Raw genomic sequence first — 26,304 nt, 5'->3', positions numbered from 1 at the left:
ATATCAGGCGGCTGCACCCGCCTTTTGATTTGCACATAATTCAGGAAGATTTGCTTCTACCAGCGCACGAGCGAACGGCGGCGGTACTGCGTTACCACAGCGCGCTACCTGCTTGTCTTTGGCGTAACGATTGCCGCGATAGTCCTGATCGATAACGTAGCCGTCAGGGAAGCCCTGCGCCTTATAAAGCTCATGCGGTTGCAGCATGCGCATTCCGATATCGACGATCTGGTACTTAACCCCCTCGATCGTCACCAGCCATTCATCCTCGCTATCACCGCAGTAGGTTTCGAGGAATGTCCGGACCTCGCCAACGTGCTGGCCACCAGCGGTAATAGTCGGCATAGGTGTATCTATGGTCTGACCGTCGCGGCAGGTTCCGCGTAGCTTCACCAGGTGCGACGCAACTACCGCGTGGTGATCAACAGTAGTGACTGAGTGGGCAGGCTCATCCATACCAACACCCGGCCCCGTGTAATTCCCACCATAGTGCTTCGCCAGGAACGCGCTCACCGTTGCAAACTTATTACCACCAGCAGTGACCGTGCCGAGCGGGTTATTCAGTTGAAGAACACGCGGTTCTTGCCCTGGGCGTTCGCCGTACCCCATCTGGATCAGTGTTGGAGTTACCAGCTGCGACTTACCGCCACCACCAGCAGTAATCGTCGCGCTCGGTTCGTCAGCCCTGTGCCCAACACTGGCGCCAAACTGGCGGGCGATGACCGGCGCAACCACGCACGCGCGGGACTGCTTGAGGATTGTATGAGCGGGTTTATCCAGCGGGCGCGGCTTTGCCTGGTACTCACTGCCGCCATTGCCAGCCAGGAACGGTGTCAGGGCGGCCTCAACTACGCCAAGCGCATGCCCATTCCCGCCCGGGCGCGCCGACGTACCAGCCGTGACAGTTGGAACCGGCTCGGTCACTGGCTGCCCGGTGGCCCCGGTGCGGAATTTAGTAAGATGCGGTACCGCCAGCGCGTAGCCATGCTTTTTAGTGATGGTCTGCAATGGCTCTAACAACGATTGCCCGCGGAAACAGTCATAACCTCCTTTCGTCGTGGTGTGGTTACACTTCACGATGAAAGGCGATGCGCTTTCGATAACAAAGCGCTGGATGCCGCGCGCGATACGTTTGAGCGTATTTTCCGCCAGCGGCTTTTTGCGGTCGAAGATGGACCGGGCCGGGATGTTCCAGTCAATGCACTCCGCCGCGGTACGCCATGGCGCCAGCTTGCCGCTTTGTACTTCCAGTGATTTTGGATCCCCATGAGTCGCTTCAGGCCAATGAATCTTGCGGCCGTCACAGCGCATGACCATGAAGAAACGCTTTCTGATCGTCGGCGCGCCGTAGTCACAAGCGCGCAGCTCACGATAATCGACCTCATAGCCAAGCCCGGCGATCAGCTGTTGCGCCTGCTGGCCGTGCGGCTCAATGGCAAGAAATTCACAAACCTCAGCCAGTGCTGGGTGATTCGCCGCGATACCAGTCGACAGCATGCCGACAAATGCCTCGAATGTTTCACCAGCACGCTCAGGATCCGGGCGTAATTCTTCATCCAGCAGCGGGCCCCATGTCTTAAATTCTTCGACGTTCTCCAGCATCATGACGCGGGGACGTACTGCCAGCGCCCAGCGCAGGACAATCCACGCCAGCCCGCGAATCTCTTTCTTAACTGGCTTAGCGCCCTTCGCTTTGGAAAAGTGGCGACAGTCAGGGCTAAACCAGGCCAGACCGACAGGTTTACCGCTGGTGGCTGCGCTTGGGTCAACGTCAAACACCGACTCGCAATAATGCAGCGTGTCCGGGTGATTGGTCTTATGCATCGCAATAGCGTTTTCGTCGTGGTTGATAGCGATATCCACGCTACGCCCGATCGCCAGTTCAATGCCGGTACTCGCGCCGCCGCCACCAGCAAAGTTATCAACGATAATTTCACGCATTGACGGCCCCCTGCATGCTGTTGAAGAGACCACCAGCGGTCGTGATAATTTCACTCGTCGGCATACGTTCGAGCCACAGCTGGTTGATATTGGCTTTCAGCTTGTTCTGCTGTGAAACAGGTAGAGCGTCAGCCCCTTCAATCTGGTTAAACACCAGTCCAACCTCAAGAGGCCAAACGCGCGATTCGTTTAACGCCTTGTCCTTTGATTCCTGCGTCTCACGGACATAGGCGCGGATCCCCCGAATATTTGACCATTTGGCTTTATCCAGGCTTTCCATGGTCGCGATGAATTCACTGTGGTTAATGCCGTATTCTTTCGCAGACTCAACGGCAACCGTGCGTAACCGCTCTGACATGTCTTGTTTCACGTCATCGCTATCAAAGGGCAACGTTTCCAGCCATGCATTAACACCCACCAGGATGCTCTCGCTGATCAGCTTTTTCGCTCTGTCGATCGTCAGCGGTGAAACATTGGTAAATTCAGGGTTTTCCAGAGAGTCGGCAGCCCAGGTATGACCAAACTTTGACTCGCTGAAGGTGTACTCATCTTTCTCGCCGAACGCCGCGACAACACAGGCCCAAGCCTCAACACCACTGGTTTCCATAATGGCTTTTTGGGTTAACGGCAGTTCTGCCTCTGATTTCTCCGGCACTACCTCAGCGTCCAGCTCCGGCGCCGCATCAGTTTGCGTTCTTCCCACTGCAAACTGGGCCAGCGACATCGAAGCACGGCCTTTAGCCTCCAGGTCGGTGCGGTTGATGTAACTGAAACGCTCACCCCGCCATGTTTTGTCGAATACCACGATAGCGCCAGCAAAAAATGCGCTGGTGGGCTGCTGCTTTTCGTCTTTCGGCACGAACCATGTAGGAAGATCGAAACCAATTCGGCCACGGATGAATGTGACGTGATCTGCCTCTTCCGGCCACCACGTTTCACTCGTCGCAGACTTAATGAGAAAAACGTACCGACCACCCTTTTCTCGCATGGCCATAGCGTGGTTAATGATGTGGGTCATTCCGGTAACGGCCTGCTTGTCGTGGTACTGAGAGCGGCTGTAAGGCGGGTTGCCAAACCCGGCACCACCGAGTTCTGCCAGACGCTCTGACCAATCCTGTGTCAGGGCATTATCTTCAGCCGTGTACCATGCTGGGCACTTCGCGTTGCTGTCGTCGGCAAAAAGGTCCAACACCAGAGGGCCGAACATCGCATTGATACCCCAAAACAACAGATCCGGAGTGCGCCATTGATCGCCGACCTCTTTCAACTCGTGGGTTGGTTTAGAGCGCAGTTGAGCCAGCGCGCGGCAATATTTGTTATCAGCATTCATGCTCATCATTTCGCTCCCCTGAAGCCAGCTGGAATGGCTTTATCTGGTCCACCAAATTTCATCGGATCATGCTTACGGATTGAGCCCCAGTACTGTCGTTCTGGACGTCCTGCTGCGTTCCACTTATTTGCGGATTGCAGGTAACCTGGGAATTTTGATGGCAAAAACAGCGTTGTTGGGCGCAGATATTCGGCCATTTTCAGATCCTCGCCCCACTTCTCGACGCTGTAATCCACCACCAACAGCAGCTCATCGGGCGTAAACCCATCAGCCAGGCGAGCCCGGATGTTTTCCAAGGATGATTTGCAGACCTGATACCGTGATCCGGTGGTCTTGTTCAGATGTGATAAAACCTGCTTCGCCTGATCGGTGATAACCACCACAGGGTCGGGTTGCGCAGCAACCGGACAAGAATGTTTTTTATCTGATGGATCAGTAGTTGTATTTACTGACGGATCCCCCCCAGATTCTGACGGGTGAAAACCGCCTTTTTCATCGTTTTTTGATGCCTCAGATTTTGACGCGTCGGTTTTTGAGGCATCAGATTTTGATGCGTCAGAATCTGACAGGTGAGAAAAGGCAGCAGCCTGTAATTTCGCAACATTGAGCTGGTAAACGTTCGATGCATTGCGGTTGCCTTTACGGCGCTGCTGGCGGGTTAACCACCCGTCTTTTTCCAGTTGAGATATGGCTGTTCGAACCGTGCTCTCACCGGCACCAATCTGGCGCGCGATGGTAGCGATGGAAGGCCAGCTAACCCCTTCATCACTGCTGAAGTCTGCCAGACGCGCCATGATGGCAACGCTGGACAGCTTCATGCCAGAAGCGGCACAAGCGTCCCAAACGTAACCCGTTAATTTAGTGCTCATGGTCGTCCTTTAACTCTGTAAACTTGCGCTTGAATTGTTCGAGCGGGCTGAAACATTCGTGGTTATAACCATCCCGCAGGTAGATAACTCGTTGAGTCTCTGGCTCCCACCTGATAACCCGAACGGGGATCCCTCTGTGGTTTTTGAACCTTCGGTTAACATCGCGCATAAGCGTTTCGCCTTCCTGTAGTAAACCCCCACAATTGCGACCGCCCGACTGTGGTTACATGGCACCCAGCGGTTTGCTATTCTGCGTTCATACCGAAACAACGGAGCGCCCGGTACCGGGATCATCCTGAGTTGCGGTAAACGGTTAAAAGCCGTTAAACTGGTCATGCGGATTACTTCTCCATACAAGATTTGTCTGCCACGACGCCCGGAGCTGCACACTCGCGGGCGTCACTCTTTTCCGGCGCGCAAAACACACGGAAAAGCAGCGTCAAATGTTCCTGCCACTTAGCCATCACCTGATAGCTGTTCTCTTCGATCTGGGCGCGTTCCTGAGCATCAATAACGCCGTCAGCGGTAGCTTTACGAACGTATTGCGAATGCCTGCCGATCCACTCAACTGACTCCATGAGACGCTGGTTGATATCGCCGTTCTCAATCTCTTCAACATCAGCCAATGGCACAAACACACCGTTCGAGTGACGTGCAATAGCGTTCGCTATGTGGTTTGAACCACCAGCACGCTGAAGCACCATCGCCCAACCGAGCGGGAAGATCTGATCACCATCGGTACGCAGCCGGTTAAACAGCGCGTTCTCGGTCACACCCAACCACTCAGCTGCTTCGGAATACCCGCCAGGCAGTTCGGTGATCGTTTTTTTGATTGCGGCCACCAGCCAGGCTGGCTGCTTATCTACTTTCCATTCAGGTTCTATACCCACGGCTAGGTCCTCCCTTCTGTGGTTATTTCTGATCGTTAGGCGATGTATTCTTGCCATAACGTTCTGGGTTGAATTCCAGTTCACCAGCAGTTCGATACGCAGCTTCAGCAGCTCGTCCTTTAGGGATTAAGCGTCCGGGGCGATTACGCCACTGGTAAACAGCCTCACTGGTGATGCCAAAAAATTCGGCAACTTTCTCAGTGCTGCCGAAATGTTGTTCAATCTCGTCGGTTGTCATGAAGCCTCCTTAGCTAAGTTTGGTTAGATATTAATAACCAATCTAACTTTGGTCAATAAAAACTAAGATTACTTAGTCTTTTTTAAATTTGGTGCTTTCATGGAAACGGTTGGTCAGCGCATTAAAGCCCTACGCAGGGTTACAAAAACCTCTCAAAAAGAACTGGGTAAGTTCTGCGGGGTTAGTGACGTAGCGGTGGGTTATTGGGAAAAGGATGTGAATATCCCAAACGGAGAATCGCTGGTTAAGCTGGCTAAATTCTTCAATACATCAATAGATTACATTCTTTACGGTACTGAATTTGAAGGTACCCTCATAACTAAAATGAGGCGTGTGCCCGTGATTTCCTGGGTTCAAGCTGGGCAGTTTACGGAATGTAAGGCCGCTGATTTATTCAGTGATGTCGATAAATGGGTTGAAACATCACTACGCATTGGGGACAGCTCGTTCGCTTTAGAGGTCAAAGGGGATTCAATGACCAATCCAAATGGCCTCCCAACAATCCCTGAAGGGGCTACCGTTATTGTTGATCCAGATGCCGAACCCCTTCATGGCAAGATTGTTGTTGCGCGTATTGATGGCACTAACGAGGCGACTGTTAAAAAACTGGTCATTGATGGCCCTCAAAAATTTTTAGTCCCACTAAATCCTCGCTACCCCAACATCCCGATCAATGGTAACTGCCTCATTATTGGCGTAGTTAAAGGCGTTCAGTACGAACTCTAATCCCTTCCCGCTCTTCCCCTAAGCATCAAGCTAAGTTTAGTTTGATGTTTTCACTTGACCAACAAACTAAGTTAAGTTAGATTTTTTTCTGTCGACACCAAACCACCGCGCCTGATGTGGCTAAAAGCAGGCCAAAGCAATAAGAAGTGATCCCTGTTCTGGCTGCTCACTTTCACCCTGAGGGTGACAGCCAGCTTTTTAAGGGCACAACGTGAAAGCGCACTCCTTCTCTCTTTCACTGCGGGGGCAGGTTTGTTACCGAAAGAGTGCGCTTCCAGTTGTGGTAATGCGGCTCTGCGCACGTGACGAGGCCAACAAGTTTTTATTTCAACTTTTGAAATGAATACGTTTCTTGTGGTGTAGCGTCGCCGGTTCTGGCCGGTCCGGCAGGTGGAGGCACCACCGCCACAACAACATCATTGCTGTGTGTAGTCTTTGCCCATCACATCGGTGGGCACCTTTTTTACACAAGAGACAAGGGCATCACCGGGCGACGGGCTCATTCCCCAATCCACCCGGGCGCTATGGAAATGGACCTCCTAACCATAGCCGAAGCGCAGGTGCCCTTTTCTGTTGTGTATGGAGAAGTTCCACTGGCGGTGGCAGCCGCCACAGAGAGGGTTAAACCATGAGTAGTGACCGCATGACCGTAGTGCCCGATTTCCTGGGCGAACTGGATGCCGGCGTGTTCATGAACAAGATCGCGGCAGCTTTAAACACTACCGCGCTTGGCGTTCTGAACAACGGTACCAAAGGCAAAGTAGTCCTCACCTTTGATATTGAGCGTATGGGTAACTCCGTCGAAGAGAAGCGCGTCAAGATCAAGCACAAGCTGAACTACGTCACCCCCACCCCGCGCGGTAAAGCCTCCGAAGAAGACACCACCGAAACACCAATGTGGGTTAATAAAGGCGGCAAGCTGACCATACTGCAGGAAGATCAGGGGCAGCTGTTCGGGATCAACGGCGGCGTTGACGGAAAGCTTAAAGCGGCACAGTGATCCGCAGCAGACAAATCACTGACACCCATTTGATCACATATTAAGGAAATTTTATGTCCCAGATTTTAGACGGCAACGCCCTGCAACAGGTGAAAGACCTTGTTCTTTCCGGTTATCACCTCACTGCAGTTAAAGAAACAGCATGCCCTACTGCCCTCCTCCCTGATGGCGTAAACGTAGAGAGCCTTGAGCGTTTCGATCTGGAGCGTTTTCGTTTCCGCGGTGCCATGACCACAACCAGCATTCCTGACTTTGTGCGTTATGCAGCTGGCTATGCCAACGAAGTTGAACCAGCGCGATGCTTTATCGATGCTGACAACATGACCGCACGCTCCGTGTTCAATATCGGTACGCTGGCTAACCCTGGCCATGCTGATAACGTCGCCTCAATCACCCTCAAAAAGACAGCGCCATTCCGAGCCCTACTTCAGGTAAATGGCGATCGACTGGGCCAGAAGGAAATTGCTGAATGGCTGGAGGACTGGGCCGACTTCCTGAGCGCATTTGATGCCGACGGGAATGTGTTGTCCATCGCGCAGGCAGCTGGTGCCGTTCGTCGCGTCAATATCAAACAAGTCTCGGAAGCAGCTCATGAAGACGAAGATTTTGGCGGCAGAAAGTCCCTGATGCAGAGCGTTGAAGCCAGCAGTAAAGACGTGATGCCTGTCGCCTTCGAGTTCAAATGCGTGCCATATGAAGGCCTGGGCGAACGCCGCTTTAGCCTGCGTAACAGCCTGCTTAAAAGCGGGGAACCGGTGTTTGTACTCCGCATCGTTCAACTGGAAGCCCAGGAAGAAGCTATCGCCAACGAGTTCCGGGACCTGCTGATCGAGAAGTTCACCGACAAGCCGGTTGAAACCTTTATCGGTAACTTTAAAGCGTAATTTCTCTGCATTAAATCCCCGGCGCCGCGGGGATTTATTGAAGCGTAATTCCCTTTATTAATCGCCAATGGCGAGGGATTCGTACAACCCAAAACTGGCGCAGGTGCAGCTGCCAAATATGGAGAAGAAAATACGATGAGTTATATCCAGACACTTTCAGGTAAGAAATTCGATTACCTCAATTCAACCACTGACGACGTAGAGATCGAGGATATTGCGACCGCACTTTCCCACATCTGCCGCTTCAGTGGTCATCTGCCGGAATTTTACAGCGTGGCCCAGCACTCGGTACTGTGCAGCCAAATTGTGCCGCCAGAGTTTGCCTTTGAAGCTCTGATGCATGACGCAGCTGAAGCCTATTGCCAGGACATCCCTGCCCCCCTGAAAGCATTGCTTCCAGATTACCGTCGCATTGAAGAGCGGGTAGAACAGCTGATCCGGGCCAAATTCAGCATCACCCCTGATATGTCAGCGGTAGTGAAATACGCCGATCTGGTGATGCTTGCCACGGAACGCCGCGATCTGGATATCGACGACGGCTCACTCTGGCCTCGCCTCGAAGGTATTCCGGCCAGCGACATTATCCAGATCGTTCCTCTTCGCCCAGGCCAGGCATATGGCTTGTTCATTAACCGTTTCAATGAGCTTACGGAATCACGCGCATGCCTCGCATGAAGATAAAAGAACTGGTAGCCGCAGCGCATGCTGCGGCGGGGAAACTGCCACCAGCAGAAGCCTCTCTAATGCGTGAGGTAGCCACTCGCCTGGACGTGACATTTGCCGCCTTGACGGAATCGATGGACCAGCGAATGAGCCTTGACGCCGAAATTAACCATCTTCGTCAGGAGTCCGTCCAATGACCATCAACAAATACGCGACTCTGCGCGGCACCATCGCCAGAGCTAAACGCAACGACTGCCAGAAGGTAGTGATGCGTGTGACGTTAGTTGAAGAACTCCTGCTTCAACTGTCAAACGCTGAGAAGCAGGTAGATGCGCTGGCTGCGGAAGTTCAGGCGGTGCGATGGGCTGCCGGGCAGGTTTATTCAGCTGGGTATAATCATGGGCACCTTAATACTGCTGATGAACTCCCCTATACATCTGATGAAGAACTTCTTCAGAGAGGAAATGAAGTCCTTATCGAGTTCACCGACCCAGACCATTCAGGCAATGTGACCGACGCTGTACTGGATGAAGTGCGTGCCCACGCTATCAAATCTGCCCTTAACGATTGTTCGGAGTGCCTTGATAGGGACTGCATCATGGATTCGAACGGCATCAGTTATGAAGATGCTGCACTCCGTGAAGCGGGTGCTATGGCGCTGCACGATGCGTTACTTCGCCAGGAGCGTGCCGTATGAGTTCAGACATCATCGATCAGGCAAACGAGCTGGTAGAGCACCGCCTGCAGCTGGCTATACAAAAACACCGTATAGATCAGAATGCAGTCTCTGCAGAGCACTGTTCTGAATGCGAAGAGGACATTCCTGAGGCGCGCCGGGTTGCAATGCCTGGCTGCAAAACGTGCGCCAGTTGCCAGGAAGTTTTAGAGCTCATGATTAAGCAGCGTAAGGGGTAATCGACAATGGCAATAAACCAGAAAATAAAAACCCATACCGGAACCATCATCACCAAAGATGGCGAGAAAACCGTGCAGTTGCGCGAGACTCCAACGACCTGGTGTGTTGGCCGCACTGAAACTTACCGGAAAGAAGATGGCCGCCGCAGCGGTGCACCGATGACATCACGCCGTTTGATTCTGAGCAGCATTAAGCCGATAGCAGGTGATGAAGCATGAAAACTTATTACATCCATCCGGCGGAGTTCGGTAGCACGGACCCCGGTTACGGCCATGTTCCCGTTGTGAAGGCTGACGAAGCAGAGAAGCGTGTGGCTGATCTGGAAGTGGTGAAAGAGCTGTTTTTACGTGCAAAGGCTCTGATGTACCAGTCAGGCGGGACACCAATCGAAAACTCGCTTAATCCGATTGATGCATGGCTGTATGACGCAGAACGCGCCGCCGCCATGCTTCAGGGTGCCGAACCTGTAACGACGGCTTACAAGTTGCCAGAGGGGTGGGTGGCGGTGCCGATTGAGCCGACAGAAGACATGATCGTCAATGGCTTCGAGTCAGAGCCAGATGAGAGCTTTAGCGATGCGGAGGTCTGGGAAGCATACGACACCATGAGCGGATGTCAGCAGGCAGCGCACCGGGCGAAGCTGTGCTGGGCAGCCATGATTGCAGCAGCGCCCAAACCGGAGGCCTAATGCCCAGTAAACTCAAACAGCGGCGCTTGCGCCGCCTTAAAGCCGACGTAGCCTGGTGGCGTGAAGAGGCAGAGGATTGCCGCTCCCGCCTGCTGGAGCTGGCAGGGGAAATCGATAGAGTACGAGCACAGATCGTCAGAGTACCAATGCCGGTGGTTGTCCCCTCGGCTTTAATCGCAGAATTAGCAATGGAGAAAGCAGTTGAACGACTTAATGATTGACCTCGAATCAATGGGGAAAAAGCCAAACGCGCCGATCGTCTCAATTGGTGCCGTCTTTTTTAACCCCCAAACAGGTGAACTTGGTCAAGAATTTTACACGGCCGTCTCGCTTGAAAGCGCAATGGCTCAAGGTGCGGTACCGGATGGAGATACAATTCTTTGGTGGCTAAAACAAAGCCCGGAAGCACGCTCAGCTATTTGTGTTGATGACGCGATGCCTATCACTGATGCACTGTCGGAACTTAGCCATTTCATTCACCGGCATGCATATAATCTCAAATACATGAAGGTCTGGGGTAACGGGGCCACCTTTGACAATGTGATTCTGCGCGGAGCTTACGAACGCGCCGGGCGCATTTGCCCGTGGGAATTTTGGAACGATCACGATGTACGCACGATCGTTACCCTCGGTCGCAGTGTTGGTTTCGATCCGAAACGTGACATGCCTTTCATTGGCGATGTTCACAACGCCCTGGCTGATGCGCGCCATCAGGCAAAATATGTGTCAGCAATTTGGCAGAAACTTATCCCTGCCACCAGCACCAACGAGTAAACCACTCAGCCCGGGTGCAGCCGGGCTTTATGGAGAAGGAAACCATGGCAAAGCTAATGAAAGCGAGTCTCTGGAGTAAGCGCGAATTTACCAAAGACTCCATTCCTGACAACCGTACAATTAAACGTTGGGTCGAAAACGGATTACTCATGGGAAGGATTGTAGATGGTTCAGTTTTTGTCTATGAAACCGAAAAGTGGGGAGTTGACTCAATTGTTAATCAGGCGGTACGTCAGTTAATAATTGAGGGTTGACCATGGCAGCAAGGCCACGAAAAAAAGAATACCGCCACCTTCCTGATTATCTTTTTTTTGATAAAGATCGTGGCGTGTATAAGTTCACGCTTATAACTGGGAAAAAGAAAACTCTCGGTTCGGATCGAGTAATGGCTATCGCCATCGCCCGAGAGTATAACCTGAGGATGCGCCCTGAAAATACACCATCGATAGATTCATTAATTCGGGAATCTGGAGGGGTGAATGGTGAAGCCCACCCGTTTTCTGAACATGTTGATCGCATTATGGAGAGAGCGATCAAAGATGAGCAGCCTTCTAAAAGCACACTTGACGATTGGAATAATGATGCCATCAGGGTTAAAGAATTTTTTAATAACATACCCGCATGCGACATTGAGCTTGAGCACGTAAATGCCTACATACGAAATTACCATTCTGAATCTTCGGCCAATGTTCAGAACCGAAAAGTTAGCTTCCTGAAAAAGCTATTCTCTTATGCTGTTGATGAATCGCTAATGATGGATAACCCTGCAACACGGAAAAAAATGCGGCGTGTCGATAAAAAGGTCCGCCGGCGACTTACTTTGGAACAGTTCCTGGCCATACATGCAGCTGCTGAACCTTGGCTGAAGACTGCAATGGACCTTGCAATACAAACTACGCAAGCGCGCCTGGAAGTTTCCCGAATCCGGTACTCGATCAAGGAACCTCAAGAAGGGGTTTGCGGCTGTGTATGGTTAGATCAGGAAGAGGCTGGCATATTCGGAACGCTTTACATTCATCGGCAAAAAGTGCAGCACAAAGAGGCCTCACACGTTGCAATTCCGATCGGCAGGGCCCTGAAAGAGATCATCGACAACAGCAGAGACAATGTGGCCAGTCCTTATGTTGTTCACCGGCTTCTGGAAAAGAGAAGCAATCCGATAAGCAAGGAAGTTAACCACCCAACACAGGTGGCCCCTGATTATTTGAGCAGGGCATTTTCAGAGCTGCGGGACCGGATAGGTGTAGCGGCAGAATTACCTATCAAAGAAAGACCAACTTTCCACGAGATTAGAGCGCTGGCGGCTCATATTTTCGAAAGACAAGGTATCGATCCGCAGGCAAGGATGGCCCATAGTGATGCAAAATCGACAAAAATTTATACCCAGAACCATGTTGAATGGGTAGAAGTTCCTCATGCTGAAATTGTCTTTAAAGCCGGGTGATGTATGGGGAAAAACCTACACGTAACTCATTGATGTATATAGTGCGGATTTTGCAAAAAATGCACTGTTTGCATATACAGTCAAACATGCCGTAGCACCAGTATTTACAAGGGTTGCAGCGGCTTTAACGCAGTGACATGGGGTGTCGGGGGTCGGAGGTTCAAATCCTCTCGTGCCGACCAAAAATACTCTTTAAAACCAGCCACCTATGGCTGGTTTTTTTATTGCATCATTTCTGATGGGAATCATTACCTGTAGTTTCAGCACCAACGGTCGACAACCCCCCTTAAAACACTCCGCCACGCTTGACGCTGTATATTTTTACAGTAAAAATACCTCCCCCACTTGAAGTTATTACGGAGGTTTTATGTTTGTTGAATTGGTTTACGATAAGCGAAATGTTCAGGGTCTGGATGGAGCCAGAGAAATTATATTGGCCGAGCTTACGAAGCGAGTGCATAACATCTTCCCTGATGCTGAAGTGAAGGTTAAGCCTATGCAGGCTAACGGACTCAATAGCGATGCCAGTAAAAGCGATCGTGAAAAGTTGAACCGCATGCTGGAGGATATGTTTGAAGAGTCTGATATGTGGCTTACAAATGAATAAATTTCTTTGAAGCCCTCATATCGAATGTACTGGCGCGGACTTTAGCTGATAATTTTCCTTTGTGTAACACAATAACATTGGACAATCGACTTAGTGCGATACACCAACGTCTGGAGCAGTGATGATGAAAACAGTCGAGATACTGCAATACAATTTACACAAAGGCACCGGAGCATTTTTTCATAACGTCATGGCAGAAATTAGCGTTCCCCTACATCAACGCCACGGCATCGATGTGGTGTCGTTTGGTCACTCTCTGCACGATCTTGATTGCTACTATCTCATTCGAGCCTTTGAAAGTATTGAAAATATGAATACAGTGCTTAATTCTTTCTACGCGAGCGCAGACTGGCGCTGCGGGCCTCGTGAGTCCATCATTGACTGCATCGAAACAAGCATTAAGACAGTAATTGATCTGCCACGAGTAAGTGTGGATGGGCTACGAGTGTAAGTCCAAATCTGTTACGTCGCGATTGAGCGTTTACTGCCTTATTAGGTTTGGTTCGGTGTATTGAAACTGCCAAAACAAGTCTGAGCTGATACATATCTAACCCTGCCCTGATCCCCATTGATTAACACACCGCGATGTTTGTAATGTCTTCATAAGCCACATGAGGACATCCCCAAGAAGCGTTTTTCCGACCAACATATTCTTGAAAACCGACCCTTCCGGGTTGTTTTTTTATTTCTGCAAAGAGAAATGGGTGTCATGTCACTCACTGGAAAAAAGGGGCCCGTTTAGGCCCCCTGATGCGCTACTGTTTCACTTTGGCCTTTTCCTCATTGATGACGTTTAACGCTGCTGCGGTGCAATCACCCTGAGCGATCCTGAGCGTGCCCGCATGTTGGCGTTGCTCCAACAATGCGGAAAGCGTGTTGTAAACTTTCGTTTCGTGGTGGGCCTGTGCATAGCCCAACGCCTCGCAGATTTGAAAATCTGACATTGCCGCAACACGTTTACCATTTCCCCCCATGAAAGGCCGGGTGCTTAATGCATCCGTTTCGGGTTGGGAAGCAATGCTACATGCTGTTGTAGTCACCGCTGCCAGAATGATTAATATCCACTGAGCCTTGTTCATCAGTAACGCTTTTTTTAAGGGTTTCACTTAAAATACTTCCCAAATTCGACATGTTGTCGCCTGATTTCTTTCAGGTTTGCCACTATTCCAGCCATACACCAGCCACTGACAACCCCCAAAAACCACCCCATCAAGAGATTGACTATCACCAGTGACCCACGTTTCTGGAGCCAGACTGCGCGCTACCACCACCAATATGATTGCCACCGCCTAAGCCGTGGGCGCTGTTGCTGTTGGCTGCATTGTTGCTGCCGTTTCCCGTTCCATGCTCATGTCGTGAGTTATTACGGCTATGATCGCTTCCCTGACGCTGAGAGACGATCAACGCGTCTACATGCGGAACTGCGATTTGCACATTCGGATCGACTTTGGCGATCTCCCCTGCGGTGGTGGTAGTGGTGACACCGTTAACCGTGATATTCACAGGCGTCCCCGGCTTCATACTGGACACAGCAACGTTAATCGAGCCCGTGTCTTTTGTTATGGCAACACTTGTAACGTTATCAGGTGCTTTCGTGGTGGCTGGAGTATGAGTAAGCGAGGGCGCAGTAACCGCCGTGCCAGCGGGTAAGGCTGGTCCTGTTGTCGCTTGCTGCATAGACACCACTGCGGCGCGGTAAGTTGTGCCTGTGATTTGTGGCGCAGCCACTGTAGACGTTTTGGTGGCGTCAGGGGGGTTAACGGCAGTTCCAGCAGGTAAGGCTGGCCCTGTTGTGACTTGCTGCATTGAAATCACAGCGTTCCGGTAAGTCGTGCCCGTAATGTGTGGCGTTTTCTGCTGCAGGAGTTGCGGCGCTCTTTGTGTTACAGGTCGCGGCGCATCGGGAGCCATTTCAGTTGCCTGTACTGCATTAATACGATCGCCTGCAGTGCGTAAGCTGTTTTCGATGTCCCCTAAACGGGCCATATTTTCAGGTGAACGGTCGGCATTGTAAGCCTTTAATGCAGCCTGCTTATCCTCCATGGCCTGATTGGCTTCATTGCGAATCGACTGAATAGCAGTGGCTTTTTCATCCATGGTCATGAAATTAGAAGCGAAGGCGTTCACACTTCCGCATGAAAGCGCAATTATTACGGATAAAGAAATGATAGAATGGCGGTTCATTACAATAATTACCTTTAATTTATGTTAAGGGAAAACAGAAACAACAATTAACTACCCCGGCACATGTCGGGGACTTTTTTCAACAAACGAAACAAGCACTTCAAACCGCGCATAATAACGACTGTAAACGATTACACATTTGATATTTATCAATATCCCTAATTCAAATCGTAGAAATAACAATCAACTCAGCCACTATATTTCCCTGTTAATTCGCTTCAAAACATCTCTATTGTTATCGCAACCAATCATTTTTTTAGTGAATAACACTTAGACGGTGAATTTTTCCGGTTCATTATCCTGCATAAAAAAAAGTGAAATAATGTTTCAGTGCGCGTGCATTGACGTAACGAAAGCATCCCTCCTCTGGATAAAGCGCCCTGTCCCTGCATAGCTGGTGTGGCCCCAAGCCAGACACCGTCAGCAATGCAGAAAGGAATACATGCCCGGATTTCACGCGATAAGAGGTGTGATAATTGAATAACATGGCGGTATAGCGGGGGTCTAATTACAGAGGCAGGAATTTATTGCAATTGATGACAGGGCTGGTTGAATCAACATGAATGCTGTCCAGCCCTGATTCGTACGACTAAAAAAAGAAAAGCATTTTAATGACCGTATTCTTACCGCACTTCGGCAGGCGTTTTACGCAGATAAAGCAGCGTCAGCAAACAAATCACCGCGCCGGCATAAAAGGTATATTCTGCGCCCCACAGTTCCCAGATAGCGCCGGCACCCACGCTGGCCATCAGTAACCCGACCCCGCTGACCATACTGAAAAGACCAAACGCCGTACCGCGCAAATCCGCAGGCGCTGTTTTGGCCACCATCGCGGCCAACAGCCCCTGAGTCATCCCCATATGCATGCCCCAGAGCGCAACGCCGACAATAATACCGGTCCAGTGGGTACTCAGGGCCAGAACGATATCAGCGGCAATCAATACGACTAGCCCCCACTGCAGAAGCCGGGTATGGCTCATGCCATCAGAGAGTTTGCCAAACGGATAGGCCGAGAAAGAATAGATCACGTTCATCACCACCATCACCAGCGGGATCAAGGCCAGGGGAACGCCAGACTGTTGCGCACGGAGGACAAGAAAAGCCTCGCTAAAACGTGCCAGTGTGAATACCGCCCCCAGGCCAATGACCCACCAGCACGATTTTCCCAGCCGCGTTAAATTCTCTCTTTTGATGGGATTAGTGCGTTTATGTTCGACAGGGGTTTTCGGCTCCTTCAGGCCGAAATACAGCAGCGCAACCGAAAGAAAGCCGGGGATCAGGGCTATCCAGAAAACCGCGCGAAAATCATTGTGTAGCAGCAGCATTAACCCCACGGCCAGTAGTGGCCCCAGAAATGCGCCGGTGGTATCCATAGACTGACGCAGGCCATATGCCGCCCCGCGCAGTTCCGGCGGGGTGATATCTGCGACCAGTGCATCCCGTGGAGCACCGCGGATCCCCTTCCCCGCACGATCCATCAGGCGCGCGCCTAAAACCATCCCCGAAGAGGATGCGAGGGCGAAAAAGGGTTTGCTCAGCGCACCGAGGCCATACCCGAGTAGCGCCAGCCCTTTACGCTTGCCAAGATAGTCGCTAATCGCCCCCGAAAAGACTTTGATAAAGAGAGCGGTAGCCTCCGCGAGCCCTTCAATCAGGCCGATAACCAACACGCTCGTTCCAAGCGTAGTCACCATAAACAGTGGAAGCAGGCTGTGGATACTCTCTGACGAGATGTCCATCAACATACTGACGCCACCCACTACCCAGACCCCACGAGGGATCCGGCTGAGTACCGTAAATCTGGAAAGCATCTGTGACTCCTGCTCTGAAAACAGTGGCCTGACTGCTTACAGAATAGGATACGACGGATTAAAAACCTGAGGAAGAACAACGAGCCAATAAAAAAGCCAGCGCTCAGGCTGGCTTTTTTATCGCAGGAAAGGCGTTTAGTGTTTATCACGCCCACCCAGGAAGAAAATGCCCAGCGGAATGGCAAGCAGCACGGTGAACACCAGGCTATAAACAAAGATCATCGCTGATTGCAGGACATACATGCTGGTCGTCCAGGCAGAGAGAGGAATGTTGTACTGTTCAATAACGCCAACAATGGTTGCCCGCCCAACGCACGCGGCAGCAATCATAAACACAACCAGTAGCGCCAACAGGAACTTGCGGCCTTCAGGTGTTTTCAGTTTTGCACGTACCATCTCTCTCTTCCCTTCACAGATGAATAACATTATGTGGCGCTTAAAATAACACGATCTGCCGCCAGACTCCAATGCAGTACAAACAACCATTCATTGCGCATGAATATAGTTTTATACGCTGCCAATATTGAAAATGTAAGTAAATTACACTAACCATTCACGAACATTATGTTAACCTGTGCCTGATAGTTTGACATAAAGGAATGACTGTGAAAAAAGCACCTCAATTTGCCATTGCCCTGATTGCCGCCGCATGCGTTAGCACCAGCGCTTTCGCCAGCGACACCCCTAAAGCGCAGCCTCTGGAAAAAGTAGCGCCTTATCCGCAAGCGGAAAAAGGGATGAAACGTCAGGTCATTCAGTTACCCGCTCAGCAGGATGAAGCGAATTTCAAAGTGGAACTGTTAATTGGCCAGACGCTGGAAGTGGACTGCAACCAGCACCGTCTGGGCGGTCAGCTGGAAAGCAAAACCCTGGAAGGTTGGGGCTACGACTATTACGTCTTTGATAAAGTGACGTCTCCGGTTTCGACCATGATGGCCTGCCCGGATGGCAAGAAAGAGAAGAAATTTGTTACCGCGTATCTGGGTGACAACAGTCTGCTGCGCTATAACAGCAAGCTGCCAATCGTCGTTTATACGCCTGCAAACGTGGAAGTGAAATATCGCGTGTGGAAGGCGGAAGAAGAGACGGGCACCGCAGAAGTCCGTTAAGGATAAGCCGGGTGGCGATTACGCCTGACCCGGCCATGATACTGTGCGGTTTAATAAGCCGGGTAAGCGCTAACGCTACCCGGCTTTTTCACATCAGAGTGCGATATCCGCGACCGGTTTGTTTTCCGCCTGAGGCTTCAGCTCTGCCTTCGGTGCTGCGTCAGCAGCAGCTTGCGGCTTCACATATTGCAGCTGCAGAACGCGGCTGGTGTATTCCAGTTCCTGTTCCGTCGCGTCAACGTTACCGTTCAGCTTAGTGCCGTAAGAAGGAATAATGGTTTTCAGTTTTGCCTGCCATTCCGGGCTGGCAACTTTGTCTTTAAACACTTTTTCCATCAGATGCAGCATGATTGGCGCAGCGGTAGAAGCCCCCGGTGACGCACCCAGCAGCGCAGCAACGGTGCCTTCTTTGTCACTGACCACTTCGGTACCCAGACGCAGTACACCGCCCTCTTTCGGATCGCGTTTGATGATCTGCACACGCTGACCCGCCTGCCATAAACGCCAGTCTTCTTTCTTCGCCTGCGGATAGTACTCTTTCAGCGCGTCAAAGCGTTCATCGTCAGAGAGCATCACCTGGCTAATCAGGTATTTCACCAGATCGAAGTTATCCAGACCGACGTCCATCATGGGCTTAACGTTAGAGGTGGTGGTCGCACTCAGCAGGTCCCACAGGGAACCGTTTTTCAGGAACTTCGTGGAGAAGGTCGCGAATGGCCCGAACAGCACCACACGTTTACCGTCAAGCACGCGGGTGTCGATGTGCGGAACGGACATGGGTGGCGCACCAACGGAAGCCTGACCGTAGACTTTTGCCAGGTGACGATTCACCACTTCCGGGTTTTCAGACACCAGGAACTGACCGCCCACCGGGAAGCCTGCGTAATCGTCCGCTTCCGGAATACCGGTTTCCTGCAGCAGTTTCAGCGCCGCGCCGCCCGCACCAATAAAGACAAACTTCGCCTTGATGACGTGCTCTTCTTCATTGTGTTTCAGATCGGCAACGGTCACGCTCCAGCTGTTATCCGCATTGCGCTTGAAGCTACGCACTTCGGTGCTGAGCTGCAGATTAAAGTTCTCTTTTTTCTGCAGGGAACCTACCAGCTGGCGGGTAATTTCGCCGTAGTTCACGTCAGTACCAATTTCAGTACGGGTCGCGGCAACTTTCTGGTTCGGGTCACGACCTTCCATGACCAGCGGAGCCCACTCTTTAATCTGCGCGTGATCTTCGGAGTATTTCATGCCGCGGAACAGCGTGCTCTGCTGCAGAGCCGCATAGCGCGCACGCAGGAAGTTAACGTTTTGCTCGCCCCACACAAAGCTCATGTGCGGCACGGTGTTGATGAAGGAGTGCGGATCGTGCATTACGCCGCTGTTCACCTGGTGAGACCAGAACTGGCGAGAAATCTGGAATGCTTCGTTGATCTCAACCGCCTTCTCGATACTAATGGAACCGTCCTTTTTCTGCGGTGTGTAGTTCAGTTCCATGAGTGCCGAATGGCCCGTACCGGCGTTGTTCCAGCCGTTCGAGCTCTCCTGCGCCACGCCATCGAGGCGCTCGACCATGGTCATAGACCAGTCCGGCTGCAGTTCTTGCAGATAGGTTCCCAGCGTGGCGCTCATAATACCGCCACCAATTAAAAGGACGTCCGTTTCCTGCTCTTTTGGCGTGTCAGCTTTTGCCGCCATTGAGACGGTATTCAGCCCCACGGCCAGAGACAAGAGCATGGCAGTCATTTTTTTCATAATTTATGCCTTAGTGTAAAAGTGCGTGATGCGTGGAAATTGCAGGTGAAAAAAGCTGCGCGGGAACGGTAACAACTTTTAAATGGTGTTTAAAGGTTAAGAAATTATTGTAATTGTGAAATTTAATGATGGATTGTTTGTGAGGGATTACCTATGCGGCTGGCAAAAGGCGGCTTTTCTGGCTAGTATGTTGCGTTTTGTGATCGCGCGCACGGAAGCCTGCCCTAACCTGCGAAGTGTTATGTCATTACCCGATTCTTCTTTACCCCATGAAGGCCATGTCGCCTCGGTGTTACGCTCTCCCCGGCTGCTGATGCGTGAAACGCTGGCGGGCGTGATTACTGCCCTGGCGCTTATTCCTGAAGTGATTTCGTTTTCTGTCGTGGCAGGGGTTGATCCTAAAGTCAGCCTGATTGCTTCCGTGGTGCTGTGTCTTGCCCTGTCCGTGCTCGGCGGCCGCCCGGCAATGGTCACGGCGGCAGCGGGCTCCGTGGCGCTGGTGATTGGCCCGATGGTGCATCAGCATGGCGTGCAGTACATTTTGCCGGCCGTTCTGCTGGCCGGGGTGATTCAGATCCTCTTCGGCGTGCTCGGTATGGCGCGACTGATGCGCTTTATTCCGCAGTCGGTGATGACCGGGTTTGTTAACGCGCTCGGTATTTTGATTTTCTTCGCCCAGGTTCCCCATTTCTGGAGCCGAAGCCCGCTGATTGTGGGCCTGTTCGTGCTGACGCTGCTGATCGTCCTCTGGGTGCCCCGCTTTATCAAAAGTATCCCCGCGCCGCTTATTGCCATTGTGGTGTTAACCCTGTTTACCGTGACCACCGGGCAAATCCTGCCGACCGTGGGTGACGAAGGCACCATGAGCGGTGGCCTGCCCGGGCTGACGCAGCTGCTTGTCCCGCTGAACACCGATACGCTGAGCATTATCTGGCCATGCGCATTAAGCATTGCATTTGTGGGTCTGCTGGAGTCGCTGCTGACGGCCAAACTGGTGGATGAGCTGACGGCGACCCCCTCCGGCAAGCGCCGCGAAAGCATTGGTCTGGGCATCGGTAACATTCTGGCCGGCTGGTATGGCGGTATCGCAGGCTGCGCCATGATTGGTCAAACCATCGTCAACGTGGAGATGGGCAAAGGCCGCAGCCGCATTTCCACTGTTGCGGCCGGTCTGGTGCTTCTGGTGCTGGTGACGGCGCTGAGTGAAGTGATGGCCCGCATCCCGATGGCCGTGCTGGCCGGGATTATGGCGATTGTCGCCGTCAAAACCTTCAGCTGGCATAGCCTGCAGCCCGCGACGGTGAAAAATGCCCCCCTTGCGGAAACGGTCGTGATGCTGGTGACCGTTGCAGCCACGGTATCAACCGGTAACCTGGCCATTGGCGTGCTGGGCGGGATTATCGTGATGGCACTCCTTCCCGCCCGAATTAAGCGTCGGGTTAAAGAAGAAAAAGCGTTGCCAGCCCAAGAAAAATAAAGAAACCGCCCGTATCGGTGATGGCAGTGATCATGACGCTCGACCCCACTGCGGGGTCGCGCCCGAGCTTTGTCATCGTCAACGGGATGATGACGCCCATCATCGACGCAACCAGCAGGTTCAGCACCATCGCCAGCATCATCACGCCGCCTAATGCCATATCGTCGTACAGCCACCAGGTAATGCCGCCCATAATTCCGCCCCACACCAGGCCATTAATCAGCGCCACGCCCATCTCTCTGAAGATCAGGAAGGCAAAGTTACCCGGCTGAATGTTCTCCAGCGCCAGCGCGCGAACAATCATGGTGATGGTCTGGTTGCCGGTGTTGCCGCCTATCCCGGCCACAATCGGCATCAGCGAGGCTAACGCGACCAGCTGCGAAATGGTGTGTTCGAAGCCATCAATCACGCGGGAGGCGATAAACGCGGTACAGAGGTTAATGGCAAGCCAGGCCCAGCGGGTTTTGACCGCCTTGCCCACGGAGGCATGGACGTCATCTTCGGCGCTGATCCCCCCAAGCGCACGCAGATCGTTATCGGTCTCTTCGTAGACCACGTCAACGATCTCATCGATTGTCAGACGTCCCATCAGCTTGCCGACCGAGTCCACCACCGCCGCACTCACGAGGTCGTCACGTTCGAAGGTACGCGCGGCTTTTTCCGCGTCATCCTCCGGCGAGAAGACCATCGGCTCGTTTTCCATGACCTCGCTCACCCGCCGCTGAGTGCTGTTGAGCAGGATCGTTTTCAGCTCCAGCTCACCAAGCAAGGTTTTATCCCGCGAGGTCACGAACAGTTTATCGGTGTTGTCGGGCATACTGCCCAGGCGGCGTAAATAGCGCTGCACCGTGCCGAGCGTGACGTCCGGGCGCACCGTGATGACGCCAAACTCCATAATTGCGCCAACGCTGTGTTTATCGTAGTGCATCACCTGGCGCACGCGCGCCCGTTCATCGGCAGGCAGCGAGGCCAGCAGTCGGCCGGTCAGGTTACGCGGCAGGTGTTGAACAAGGTAAATCTGCTCGTCGATATCCAGCGTTTGCAGGGCATCAAGAATAGCCCGGTCGCTCATCTCATCGATAAGATCATCCCAGACGTTTTCCGACGCCTCCAGCAGCACCTGCCCGCGCTCGTGATCCTGCACCAGACGCCACAGGGCGTGACGCTCTTCCGAGGGAAGTGCTTCGAGGGTATCCGCCAGGTCGGGCGGAGGCAAATGGGCAACCAGTGCACCTACCTCAGCAATATCGTCGGCTAAAGTGCCGACATCATATTGCTCAGCCAGGGTCAGTTTGCCCAGTAACGCAGAAGTGACCGCTTTATCGGTCGTGAGAAGCCAGATGAGACGCGCACGTTCCTGGTCACGCTGCCGGGCGCTGTTTTTCTTTAATACCGACATCAATCATAAATCCATGAAATGAGATGGCATTAAGCATAGCGCGGGGATATGTAAATAAGAATAAACAACGGGACGGGATGCATAAAAAAGCGGCACATCGGCCGCGATTTTATCCCCTCTCCCGGTCGGAGAGGGTCAGACGAGACATCAGGCCGTGCGCGCTACCGCATCACGAGACGCTGCATCGCGCTCCTCGCCGGTCAACTCGCTGAGCTTGCCTTCGCGCATCTCCAGCAGACGGTCGGCATGAATGAAGTAGTGATCGTCATGGCTGATGGCGAAAATAGTTTTGCCCATGGCCTTCATCAACGGCAGTAACACCTGATAAAACTCGCGGCGGAAATGCGGGTCCTGGTCTGCCGCCCATTCATCAAGCAGGATGATGTCGCGCTCTTCAGCCAGTGCCAGCAGCAGCGCCACGCGCTTTTTCTGCCCCTTCGAGAGTTTCAGGTTCAGGATTTTACCGTCCTGAAGCTCAAGCTTATGGGACATCTGCAGCTGCCCAAGCCATTTCTCCACCAGCGCAGGGTTAGCCTGCTGCCCTTCCGGCCCCAGCAGGTGATCAAAGAGCCAGACATCGGTGAAGACCGCCGAGAAGAGCTTGCGATAATCCTCAGGTTTCTCCGCGCTCAGCGCTTTACCATCCAGCAAAATCTCGCCCGATTGCGGCTGATATAAGCCGGTGAGCAGCATCGCCAGCGTGGATTTTCCGCTACCGTTACCGCCAATCAGGAACAGCAGCTCGCCGCGATGAATCGTCAGGTTTACCGGTCCGACGGAAAAAGCGTTGTCCTGATAGCGGAACATGACGTTACGCAGCTCCAGGGTTTGCCAGTTCGGGAAGGCCTGCGGGCGTGGGAATTCGGCTTTAAACGGTGCGAGATCGAATTTATTGAGCTTGTTAAACGCCACCTGAGCGCTCAGCAACGTTGGCAATGCGCCCACGGCGGAGAGGAGCGGTGTACGTAAAAACAGCAGCGTCAGTGAATAGGTCGCCGCGACGTTGGTATCCGCCCATCCCAGACTGTTCGCCATCCAGAAGACCAGGCCAATGGCGCCCAACATCATAATGTTCGACCAGTTCACCGCGCTCAGGTGGAAGGTATCGGCGCGAATGATGTGATGCCGGTATTCGCGGGCATCGGGAATATAGAGATGGTTAAAGATATGCTCGGCACGCTCGCGATTCAGGGTCAGCTCTTTACGCCCTTCCAGCACGGTCTGGTAATCGTTATAGAGCTTATCCTCGGTTTCACGCAGCACCGCCATGTGTTTATAGACGCGCGACACCAGCAGAAAACCGCCCCAGATGGTGATAACAATCCACAGCGCAGTGACAGCCAGCATTTTTGTGGAGAGCCAGGCGAGATACGCCGCCGAACCAAAGGTCAAAATAATGCCCTGCACCAGCTCCGGCAGACGAACGAAGGCAATGGTAATGGCGCGCACGTCGCTGGTCAGCCCTGCCAGCAGGGAGGCACTTCCAAGCTGCTCAACGCGTTCTACCTGCGTGTCCAGAATACGCTTGATAAATTCACTGCGCAGACGGAAAACGAAATGGTGTCCCAGCGCCGTCAGCGCCAGCTGCGAGCCGAGCGTCACCGCCATCAACAGCAGTAGCAGGCCAAGAAACTCCGGCAGGACGGCGAGTGAGGTATCGACCATTTCAATCAAGCGCATGTTAATAAACGCGATCAGGCCGATACCTAACGCGGCGCTGGCGAGGCTTAACGCCATGACGGCAATGAAGGGCCAGCGATACTGACGCCAGACGAGGAGAAGTAGTTGCATGCAGGCAATCCGGGCAATAAAAATCAGCCAGCAGTTTAAACTGCCGGACGGTTACATCAAGAATAATTCTTATTTTTATTGGCCACGGGATGCCTGCCGGAACGTCAGGTTAAGACGGAACTCGCCGGTCTGAGGATGTACTCCCGGTTTGAGGGGCTGAATGCCGTGATAAAAAAGCCGCGATTCCCTGCCCCAAACCACCACATCACCGTGCTCAAGCATGAGCCGTTTCAGCGGATCGTTACGGCGTAATCCGCCAAACTGGAAGACCGCGGGCAGGCCTAAGGATACCGAGACGATCGGCGCGCGCAGATCGGGTTCATCCTTGTCCTGATGCAGCGAGAGCTTTGCCCCCACGGCGTAGCGGTTAATCAGACAGGCATCCGGGCGAAAGTCGGCATAGCCCGCTTCAACGGCGGCGTCATGGCAGAGCGCCCGAAAAACGTCAGGCATCGGCGGCCATGGCTGGCCGGTTACAGGATCGCCCGGGGCATATACATAGCCCTGCGCGTTTGTCGCCCAGCCTAGTTCTCCGCAGTTCGTCATCGCCACCGACATGGTGTACCCCCCGGGCGTCACCATGTGTCGAAACGGCGAGACCGCCGCCACCTCATCGATGCCGGCAAGCAGCGCCGCCGCGCGGGAAAGCGCAAAGCGGCGCAGGATCACCGCGCCGGGCGCAAGGGGCTCCTGCCAGGGTTCCGCATCCGCAAAAAGATCGAGCATTATCCCTCCGGGTTCTTTGCCTCACGTTTCAGTAACAACGCCTTTCGTTCTGTCCCCCAGCGGTAGCCCGAAAGCGCACCGTCGTGACGAACAACACGGTGGCAGGGGATGATAACGGCCAGTTTATTTGCGGCACAGGCTCCCGCCACCGCACGCACAGCGCCTGGGCTACCGATCGTCTGCGCCACCTGGCGATAACTTGCCGTTTCACCGCGGGGAATGTCACGAAGCGCCTGCCACACACGCTGCTGGAAAGCGGTGCCCCGAATATCCAGCGGAAGTGCCAGCGGCACGGTATGGTCATCGATAGCGCTAATCACCCGCTCAATACGCCGGGCGAATTCTCCTTCCAGCGTTTCTCGCTCTGCTTTTGGAAACAGCGTCAAAAGCTCCTCGGTTAATGTCTCATCGTCGTCACCCAGCAGAATCGCGCAGATCCCGCGCTCGCTTTCACCCACCAGGCAACGGCCTAACGAACACTCACCAATCGCATAACGCACGGCCACATCCCCTTTCCGGTACTGCTTCGCCGTCATGCCCAGCGCAGCGTTGGCTTGACGATAATAGCTACTGCTATCAGGAAACCCGGCGGCCAGCACGGCATCGGTAATTTTGTCCCCCTGCGCAAGAGCGGTACGCAGGCGTTGTACCCGCGCCGCCTGTTGCCAGGCTTTAGGCGTCATACCGGTAACGGACTTAAACAAGCGGTGGAAGTGGAAAGGACTCATGGCGACCTGCTGCGCCAGCATTTCCAGCGTTAACGCGGGATCGCGCTCCAGCAGACGGCAGGCATGTTCAACTTTTGCCAGCGTCTGTTCCTGCGGATCGCGTTTGTCCGGCTTACAGCGTTTACACGGGCGAAACCCTGCCTGAAGGGCATGATCTACATCGGGGTAGAAGCGGACATTTTTACGTAATGCGTGGCGGGCACGGCAGGACGGACGACAGACGATCCCCGTCGTTTGCACGGCAAAGACAAACTGATCGTCAGCACGCGGATCGCGAGCCAGCACGGCCAGCCAGCGATCGTCATCGGTAGTAAAGGTCGGGTTTTTCATCATCAGCTCCTCTTACAAGCATACATACAGCGT

At 53.0% G+C, this 26,304-nt stretch carries 32 protein-coding genes; 17 read left to right on the top strand and 15 right to left on the bottom strand.

Annotated elements, in window-relative coordinates:
- Positions 1–3 precede the first annotated feature (3 nt).
- The 6 genes from HV157_RS22215 to HV157_RS22190 all read right to left on the bottom strand — a co-directional run bounded on the left by HV157_RS22215 (position 4) and on the right by HV157_RS22190 (position 5,268).
- Positions 4–1,941 (bottom strand): DNA cytosine methyltransferase, encoded by a 1,938-nt coding sequence (locus tag HV157_RS22215; RefSeq protein WP_182378548.1) that lies wholly within the window; start codon positions 1,939–1,941, stop codon positions 4–6.
- Complete coding sequence (locus HV157_RS22210; protein WP_249421983.1) at positions 1,934–3,280, bottom strand: phage N-6-adenine-methyltransferase; 1,347 nt, start codon at positions 3,278–3,280, stop codon at positions 1,934–1,936. Before HV157_RS22210 ends, HV157_RS22215 begins: the two co-directional genes overlap by 8 nt.
- On the bottom strand, positions 3,277–4,140 hold the full coding sequence (locus HV157_RS22205) for a conserved phage C-terminal domain-containing protein (protein WP_020690688.1): 864 nt from the start codon (positions 4,138–4,140) through the stop codon (positions 3,277–3,279). The genes HV157_RS22210 and HV157_RS22205 overlap by 4 nt, the downstream gene beginning before the upstream one ends.
- On the bottom strand, positions 4,130–4,309 hold the full coding sequence (locus HV157_RS22200; RefSeq protein ID WP_182378546.1) for a DUF4222 domain-containing protein: 180 nt from the start codon (positions 4,307–4,309) through the stop codon (positions 4,130–4,132). Before HV157_RS22200 ends, HV157_RS22205 begins: the two co-directional genes overlap by 11 nt.
- Positions 4,310–4,481: 172 nt before the next feature.
- A complete protein-coding gene (locus HV157_RS22195; protein WP_023294083.1) occupies positions 4,482–5,030 on the bottom strand; it encodes a YmfL family putative regulatory protein in 549 nt (182 codons plus the stop codon).
- A 22-nt stretch (positions 5,031–5,052) separates the two neighbouring features.
- Positions 5,053–5,268, bottom strand: coding sequence for a Cro/CI family transcriptional regulator (locus HV157_RS22190; RefSeq protein ID WP_001515606.1), 216 nt, complete (start codon positions 5,266–5,268; stop codon positions 5,053–5,055).
- Positions 5,269–5,367: 99 nt separating this feature from the next.
- Here HV157_RS22190 and HV157_RS22185 point away from each other — a divergent pair, with 99 nt between their 5' ends.
- From HV157_RS22185 to HV157_RS22115, 15 genes are all read left to right on the top strand, one after another.
- A complete protein-coding gene (locus tag HV157_RS22185; protein ID WP_001515607.1) occupies positions 5,368–5,994 on the top strand; it encodes a LexA family transcriptional regulator in 627 nt (208 codons plus the stop codon).
- A 628-nt stretch (positions 5,995–6,622) separates the two neighbouring features.
- A complete protein-coding gene (locus HV157_RS22180) occupies positions 6,623–6,994 on the top strand; it encodes a hypothetical protein (RefSeq protein WP_023294084.1) in 372 nt (123 codons plus the stop codon).
- A 53-nt stretch (positions 6,995–7,047) separates the two neighbouring features.
- On the top strand, positions 7,048–7,878 hold the full coding sequence (locus HV157_RS22175) for a DUF2303 family protein (protein ID WP_032623253.1): 831 nt from the start codon (positions 7,048–7,050) through the stop codon (positions 7,876–7,878).
- A 135-nt stretch (positions 7,879–8,013) separates the two neighbouring features.
- Entirely contained in the window at positions 8,014–8,553 is a 540-nt protein-coding gene (locus HV157_RS22170; protein ID WP_182378544.1) for an HD family hydrolase, read from the top strand.
- A complete protein-coding gene (locus tag HV157_RS22165) occupies positions 8,541–8,738 on the top strand; it encodes a hypothetical protein (protein WP_016247400.1) in 198 nt (65 codons plus the stop codon). Before HV157_RS22170 ends, HV157_RS22165 begins: the two co-directional genes overlap by 13 nt.
- Positions 8,735–9,238 (top strand): hypothetical protein, encoded by a 504-nt coding sequence (locus HV157_RS22160; RefSeq protein WP_182378542.1) that lies wholly within the window; start codon positions 8,735–8,737, stop codon positions 9,236–9,238. The genes HV157_RS22165 and HV157_RS22160 overlap by 4 nt, the downstream gene beginning before the upstream one ends.
- Positions 9,235–9,456, top strand: a complete 222-nt coding sequence (locus tag HV157_RS22155; protein ID WP_016247402.1) for a TraR/DksA family transcriptional regulator — start codon at positions 9,235–9,237, stop codon at positions 9,454–9,456. The genes HV157_RS22160 and HV157_RS22155 overlap by 4 nt, the downstream gene beginning before the upstream one ends.
- A gap of 6 nt (positions 9,457–9,462) precedes the next feature.
- Positions 9,463–9,675 carry a hypothetical protein gene (locus tag HV157_RS22150; protein ID WP_047363404.1) on the top strand — a complete coding sequence of 71 codons (213 nt, stop codon included), beginning with the start codon at positions 9,463–9,465 and terminating at the stop codon, positions 9,673–9,675.
- The gene (locus HV157_RS26100; protein WP_220471103.1) at positions 9,672–10,145 is read left to right on the top strand and encodes a hypothetical protein; all 474 of its coding nucleotides are present in this window, start codon (positions 9,672–9,674) and stop codon (positions 10,143–10,145) included. Before HV157_RS22150 ends, HV157_RS26100 begins: the two co-directional genes overlap by 4 nt.
- Positions 10,145–10,366 (top strand): hypothetical protein, encoded by a 222-nt coding sequence (locus tag HV157_RS22140; protein WP_047363402.1) that lies wholly within the window; start codon positions 10,145–10,147, stop codon positions 10,364–10,366. Before HV157_RS26100 ends, HV157_RS22140 begins: the two co-directional genes overlap by 1 nt.
- Positions 10,347–10,919, top strand: coding sequence for a 3'-5' exonuclease (locus tag HV157_RS22135; RefSeq protein ID WP_047363398.1), 573 nt, complete (start codon positions 10,347–10,349; stop codon positions 10,917–10,919). The genes HV157_RS22140 and HV157_RS22135 overlap by 20 nt, the downstream gene beginning before the upstream one ends.
- 44 nt (positions 10,920–10,963) lie before the next feature.
- On the top strand, positions 10,964–11,173 hold the full coding sequence (locus HV157_RS22130) for a hypothetical protein (protein ID WP_001515618.1): 210 nt from the start codon (positions 10,964–10,966) through the stop codon (positions 11,171–11,173).
- A gap of 2 nt (positions 11,174–11,175) precedes the next feature.
- Positions 11,176–12,363, top strand: coding sequence for a phage integrase Arm DNA-binding domain-containing protein (locus HV157_RS22125; RefSeq protein WP_182378540.1), 1,188 nt, complete (start codon positions 11,176–11,178; stop codon positions 12,361–12,363).
- 367 nt (positions 12,364–12,730) lie between these two features.
- On the top strand, positions 12,731–12,970 hold the full coding sequence (locus HV157_RS22120) for a DinI family protein (protein ID WP_014170944.1): 240 nt from the start codon (positions 12,731–12,733) through the stop codon (positions 12,968–12,970).
- Between the two features lie 124 nt (positions 12,971–13,094).
- The gene (locus tag HV157_RS22115) at positions 13,095–13,421 is read left to right on the top strand and encodes an NIPSNAP family protein (RefSeq protein ID WP_025203613.1); all 327 of its coding nucleotides are present in this window, start codon (positions 13,095–13,097) and stop codon (positions 13,419–13,421) included.
- 304 nt (positions 13,422–13,725) lie between these two features.
- On the opposite strand, the gene HV157_RS26330 is transcribed toward HV157_RS22115, so the two are convergent.
- The 4 genes from HV157_RS26330 to HV157_RS22095 form a co-directional block, all read right to left on the bottom strand.
- Positions 13,726–14,076 carry a hypothetical protein gene (locus tag HV157_RS26330; RefSeq protein WP_233100318.1) on the bottom strand — a complete coding sequence of 117 codons (351 nt, stop codon included), beginning with the start codon at positions 14,074–14,076 and terminating at the stop codon, positions 13,726–13,728.
- Positions 14,077–14,194: 118 nt separating this feature from the next.
- Entirely contained in the window at positions 14,195–15,154 is a 960-nt protein-coding gene (locus tag HV157_RS22105) for a hypothetical protein (protein ID WP_182268944.1), read from the bottom strand.
- A gap of 623 nt (positions 15,155–15,777) precedes the next feature.
- Complete coding sequence (locus tag HV157_RS22100) at positions 15,778–16,965, bottom strand: MFS transporter (protein ID WP_182268943.1); 1,188 nt, start codon at positions 16,963–16,965, stop codon at positions 15,778–15,780.
- Between the two features lie 135 nt (positions 16,966–17,100).
- Positions 17,101–17,361: a DUF2534 family protein gene (locus HV157_RS22095; RefSeq protein WP_010433451.1), complete on the bottom strand. Its 261-nt coding sequence runs from the start codon at positions 17,359–17,361 to the stop codon at positions 17,101–17,103.
- Positions 17,362–17,570: 209 nt separating this feature from the next.
- Here HV157_RS22095 and eco point away from each other — a divergent pair, with 209 nt between their 5' ends.
- Positions 17,571–18,074 carry a serine protease inhibitor ecotin gene (gene eco / locus HV157_RS22090; protein ID WP_040018015.1) on the top strand — a complete coding sequence of 168 codons (504 nt, stop codon included), beginning with the start codon at positions 17,571–17,573 and terminating at the stop codon, positions 18,072–18,074.
- Between the two features lie 93 nt (positions 18,075–18,167).
- On the opposite strand, the gene mqo is transcribed toward eco, so the two are convergent.
- Entirely contained in the window at positions 18,168–19,820 is a 1,653-nt protein-coding gene (mqo, locus tag HV157_RS22085; RefSeq protein ID WP_182268942.1) for a malate dehydrogenase (quinone), read from the bottom strand.
- A gap of 187 nt (positions 19,821–20,007) precedes the next feature.
- On the opposite strand from mqo, the gene HV157_RS22080 reads away from it, so the two are divergent.
- Entirely contained in the window at positions 20,008–21,297 is a 1,290-nt protein-coding gene (locus tag HV157_RS22080) for a SulP family inorganic anion transporter (protein ID WP_182269139.1), read from the top strand.
- Here the strand turns inward: HV157_RS22080 and mgtE are convergent.
- The 4 genes from mgtE to ada all read right to left on the bottom strand — a co-directional run bounded on the left by mgtE (position 21,260) and on the right by ada (position 26,271).
- Positions 21,260–22,696 (bottom strand): magnesium transporter, encoded by a 1,437-nt coding sequence (gene mgtE, locus HV157_RS22075; protein WP_078774629.1) that lies wholly within the window; start codon positions 22,694–22,696, stop codon positions 21,260–21,262. The genes HV157_RS22080 and mgtE overlap by 38 nt on opposite strands.
- 147 nt (positions 22,697–22,843) lie before the next feature.
- Positions 22,844–24,487: a multidrug ABC transporter permease/ATP-binding protein gene (locus HV157_RS22070; protein ID WP_182268941.1), complete on the bottom strand. Its 1,644-nt coding sequence runs from the start codon at positions 24,485–24,487 to the stop codon at positions 22,844–22,846.
- 75 nt (positions 24,488–24,562) lie between these two features.
- On the bottom strand, positions 24,563–25,213 hold the full coding sequence (alkB, locus tag HV157_RS22065; RefSeq protein ID WP_020883168.1) for a DNA oxidative demethylase AlkB: 651 nt from the start codon (positions 25,211–25,213) through the stop codon (positions 24,563–24,565).
- The gene (ada, locus tag HV157_RS22060; protein ID WP_063156659.1) at positions 25,213–26,271 is read right to left on the bottom strand and encodes a bifunctional DNA-binding transcriptional regulator/O6-methylguanine-DNA methyltransferase Ada; all 1,059 of its coding nucleotides are present in this window, start codon (positions 26,269–26,271) and stop codon (positions 25,213–25,215) included. Before ada ends, alkB begins: the two co-directional genes overlap by 1 nt.
- Positions 26,272–26,304 lie beyond the last annotated feature (33 nt).

The organism is Enterobacter sp. RHBSTW-00318 (assembly GCF_014101375.1).
Taxonomy (GTDB): domain Bacteria; phylum Pseudomonadota; class Gammaproteobacteria; order Enterobacterales; family Enterobacteriaceae; genus Enterobacter; species Enterobacter ludwigii.
Note: the sequence above shows the minus strand (reverse complement) of the source record. Positions and strands in the feature narration are given on the sequence as shown.

What these genes read in the sequence shown, in the direction of transcription:
- HV157_RS22115 (WP_025203613.1), top strand. Translation starts at nt 13,095, where the DNA reads ATGAAAACAGTCGAGATACTGCAATACAATTTACACAAAGGCACCGGA.
- HV157_RS22210 (WP_249421983.1), bottom strand. Translation starts at nt 3,280, where the DNA reads ATGATGAGCATGAATGCTGATAACAAATATTGCCGCGCGCTGGCTCAA.
- HV157_RS22160 (WP_182378542.1), top strand. Translation starts at nt 8,735, where the DNA reads ATGACCATCAACAAATACGCGACTCTGCGCGGCACCATCGCCAGAGCT.
- HV157_RS22150 (WP_047363404.1), top strand. Translation starts at nt 9,463, where the DNA reads ATGGCAATAAACCAGAAAATAAAAACCCATACCGGAACCATCATCACC.
- ada (WP_063156659.1), bottom strand. Translation starts at nt 26,271, where the DNA reads ATGAAAAACCCGACCTTTACTACCGATGACGATCGCTGGCTGGCCGTG.
- HV157_RS22100 (WP_182268943.1), bottom strand. Translation starts at nt 16,965, where the DNA reads ATGCTTTCCAGATTTACGGTACTCAGCCGGATCCCTCGTGGGGTCTGG.
- HV157_RS22180 (WP_023294084.1), top strand. Translation starts at nt 6,623, where the DNA reads ATGAGTAGTGACCGCATGACCGTAGTGCCCGATTTCCTGGGCGAACTG.
- HV157_RS22130 (WP_001515618.1), top strand. Translation starts at nt 10,964, where the DNA reads ATGGCAAAGCTAATGAAAGCGAGTCTCTGGAGTAAGCGCGAATTTACC.
- mqo (WP_182268942.1), bottom strand. Translation starts at nt 19,820, where the DNA reads ATGAAAAAAATGACTGCCATGCTCTTGTCTCTGGCCGTGGGGCTGAAT.
- HV157_RS22120 (WP_014170944.1), top strand. Translation starts at nt 12,731, where the DNA reads ATGTTTGTTGAATTGGTTTACGATAAGCGAAATGTTCAGGGTCTGGAT.
- HV157_RS22125 (WP_182378540.1), top strand. Translation starts at nt 11,176, where the DNA reads ATGGCAGCAAGGCCACGAAAAAAAGAATACCGCCACCTTCCTGATTAT.
- HV157_RS22140 (WP_047363402.1), top strand. Translation starts at nt 10,145, where the DNA reads ATGCCCAGTAAACTCAAACAGCGGCGCTTGCGCCGCCTTAAAGCCGAC.
- HV157_RS22200 (WP_182378546.1), bottom strand. Translation starts at nt 4,309, where the DNA reads ATGCGCGATGTTAACCGAAGGTTCAAAAACCACAGAGGGATCCCCGTT.
- alkB (WP_020883168.1), bottom strand. Translation starts at nt 25,213, where the DNA reads ATGCTCGATCTTTTTGCGGATGCGGAACCCTGGCAGGAGCCCCTTGCG.
- HV157_RS22190 (WP_001515606.1), bottom strand. Translation starts at nt 5,268, where the DNA reads ATGACAACCGACGAGATTGAACAACATTTCGGCAGCACTGAGAAAGTT.
- HV157_RS26100 (WP_220471103.1), top strand. Translation starts at nt 9,672, where the DNA reads ATGAAAACTTATTACATCCATCCGGCGGAGTTCGGTAGCACGGACCCC.
- HV157_RS22215 (WP_182378548.1), bottom strand. Translation starts at nt 1,941, where the DNA reads ATGCGTGAAATTATCGTTGATAACTTTGCTGGTGGCGGCGGCGCGAGT.
- HV157_RS22165 (WP_016247400.1), top strand. Translation starts at nt 8,541, where the DNA reads ATGCCTCGCATGAAGATAAAAGAACTGGTAGCCGCAGCGCATGCTGCG.
- HV157_RS22080 (WP_182269139.1), top strand. Translation starts at nt 20,008, where the DNA reads ATGTTGCGTTTTGTGATCGCGCGCACGGAAGCCTGCCCTAACCTGCGA.
- HV157_RS22175 (WP_032623253.1), top strand. Translation starts at nt 7,048, where the DNA reads ATGTCCCAGATTTTAGACGGCAACGCCCTGCAACAGGTGAAAGACCTT.
- HV157_RS22105 (WP_182268944.1), bottom strand. Translation starts at nt 15,154, where the DNA reads ATGAACCGCCATTCTATCATTTCTTTATCCGTAATAATTGCGCTTTCA.
- HV157_RS22070 (WP_182268941.1), bottom strand. Translation starts at nt 24,487, where the DNA reads ATGCAACTACTTCTCCTCGTCTGGCGTCAGTATCGCTGGCCCTTCATT.
- HV157_RS22155 (WP_016247402.1), top strand. Translation starts at nt 9,235, where the DNA reads ATGAGTTCAGACATCATCGATCAGGCAAACGAGCTGGTAGAGCACCGC.
- HV157_RS22185 (WP_001515607.1), top strand. Translation starts at nt 5,368, where the DNA reads ATGGAAACGGTTGGTCAGCGCATTAAAGCCCTACGCAGGGTTACAAAA.
- HV157_RS22205 (WP_020690688.1), bottom strand. Translation starts at nt 4,140, where the DNA reads ATGAGCACTAAATTAACGGGTTACGTTTGGGACGCTTGTGCCGCTTCT.
- mgtE (WP_078774629.1), bottom strand. Translation starts at nt 22,696, where the DNA reads ATGTCGGTATTAAAGAAAAACAGCGCCCGGCAGCGTGACCAGGAACGT.
- HV157_RS22170 (WP_182378544.1), top strand. Translation starts at nt 8,014, where the DNA reads ATGAGTTATATCCAGACACTTTCAGGTAAGAAATTCGATTACCTCAAT.
- HV157_RS22095 (WP_010433451.1), bottom strand. Translation starts at nt 17,361, where the DNA reads ATGGTACGTGCAAAACTGAAAACACCTGAAGGCCGCAAGTTCCTGTTG.